Here is a 1535-nt window from a genome sequence, read left to right as displayed (position 1 = left end):
GGGTGGGATACCTCATCTTGGAACAGGCTTCCCGCTTAGATGCCTTCAGCGGTTATCCCTTCCGAACGTGGCCAACCAGCCATGCCCCTGGCGGGACAACTGGCACACCAGAGGTTCGTCCGTCCCGGTCCTCTCGTACTAGGGACAGCCTTCCTCAAGTATCCTACGCGCGCGGCGGATAGGGACCGAACTGTCTCACGACGTTCTAAACCCAGCTCGCGTGCCGCTTTAATGGGCGAACAGCCCAACCCTTGGGACCTACTCCGGCCCCAGGATGCGACGAGCCGACATCGAGGTGCCAAACCATGCCGTCGATATGGACTCTTGGGCAAGATCAGCCTGTTATCCCCGGGGTACCTTTTATCCGTTGAGCGACACCCCTTCCACCAGGAGGTGCCGGATCACTAGTCCCGACTTTCGTCCCTGCTCGACATGTCTGTCTCACAGTCAAGCTCCCTTGTGCACTTGCACTCAACACCTGATTGCCAACCAGGCTGAGGGAACCTTTGGGCGCCTCCGTTACTCTTTAGGAGGCAACCGCCCCAGTTAAACTACCCATCAGGCACTGTCCCTGAACCAGATCATGGCCCGAGGTTCAGATTCCCAATTCGACCAGAGTGGTATTTCAACAACGACTCCACCACAACTAGCGTTGCAGCTTCACAGTCTCCCACCTATCCTACACAAGCCGAACCGAAAACCAATACCAAACTATAGTAAAGGTCCCGGGGTCTTTCCGTCCTGCCGCGCGTAACGAGCATCTTTACTCGTAGTGCAATTTCGCCGGGCCTGTGGTTGAGACAGCCGGAAAGTCGTTACGCCATTCGTGCAGGTCGGAACTTACCCGACAAGGAATTTCGCTACCTTAGGATGGTTATAGTTACCACCGCCGTTTACTGGCGCTTAAATTCTCAGCTTCGCCCCGAAAGGCTAACCGGTCCTCTTAACGTTCCAGCACCGGGCAGGCGTCAGTCCATATACATCGTCTTGCGACTTCGCATGGACCTGTGTTTTTAGTAAACAGTCGCTTTCCGCTGGTCTCTGCGGCCACCCACCCCTAGTCCGTAAAGGACTTCAGAGTGTTTGGCCCCCCTTCTCCCGAAGTTACGGGGGCATTTTGCCGAGTTCCTTAACCACAGTTCACCCGATCGCCTTGGTATTCTCTACCTGACCACCTGTGTTGGTTTGGGGTACGGGCCGTGCATGCACTCACTAGAGGCTTTTCTCGGCAGCATAGGATCACTCTACTTCGCCTCAAACGGCTACGCATCACGTCTCAGCCTTGATGAGTGGCGGATTTGCCTACCACTCGGCCTACACGCTTACACCAGTACTACCACTCACTGGCGGAGCTACCTTCCTGCGTCACCCCATCGCTTGACTACTACGAAATCAGGTCCCACGCTCCACACAACGCTTCCATCCGAAGACTTCCGCGCCGGCTTTGGGTGGTTAGTATCAAACGCCTCGTCATGGGCGCACATGCTCGGGTACGGGAATATCAACCCGTTGTCCATCGACTACGCCTGTCGGCC

General features: G+C 56.1%; 1 rRNA gene. It reads right to left on the bottom strand.

What is annotated here, in order from left to right:
• A 23S ribosomal RNA gene (locus AB0J40_RS47465) occupies positions 1–1535 on the bottom strand; the annotation flags it as partial.

Source organism: Amycolatopsis sp. NPDC049691 (assembly GCF_040675005.1).
Taxonomy (GTDB): Bacteria; Actinomycetota; Actinomycetes; order Mycobacteriales; family Pseudonocardiaceae; genus Amycolatopsis.
Note: the sequence above shows the minus strand (reverse complement) of the source record. Positions and strands in the feature narration are given on the sequence as shown.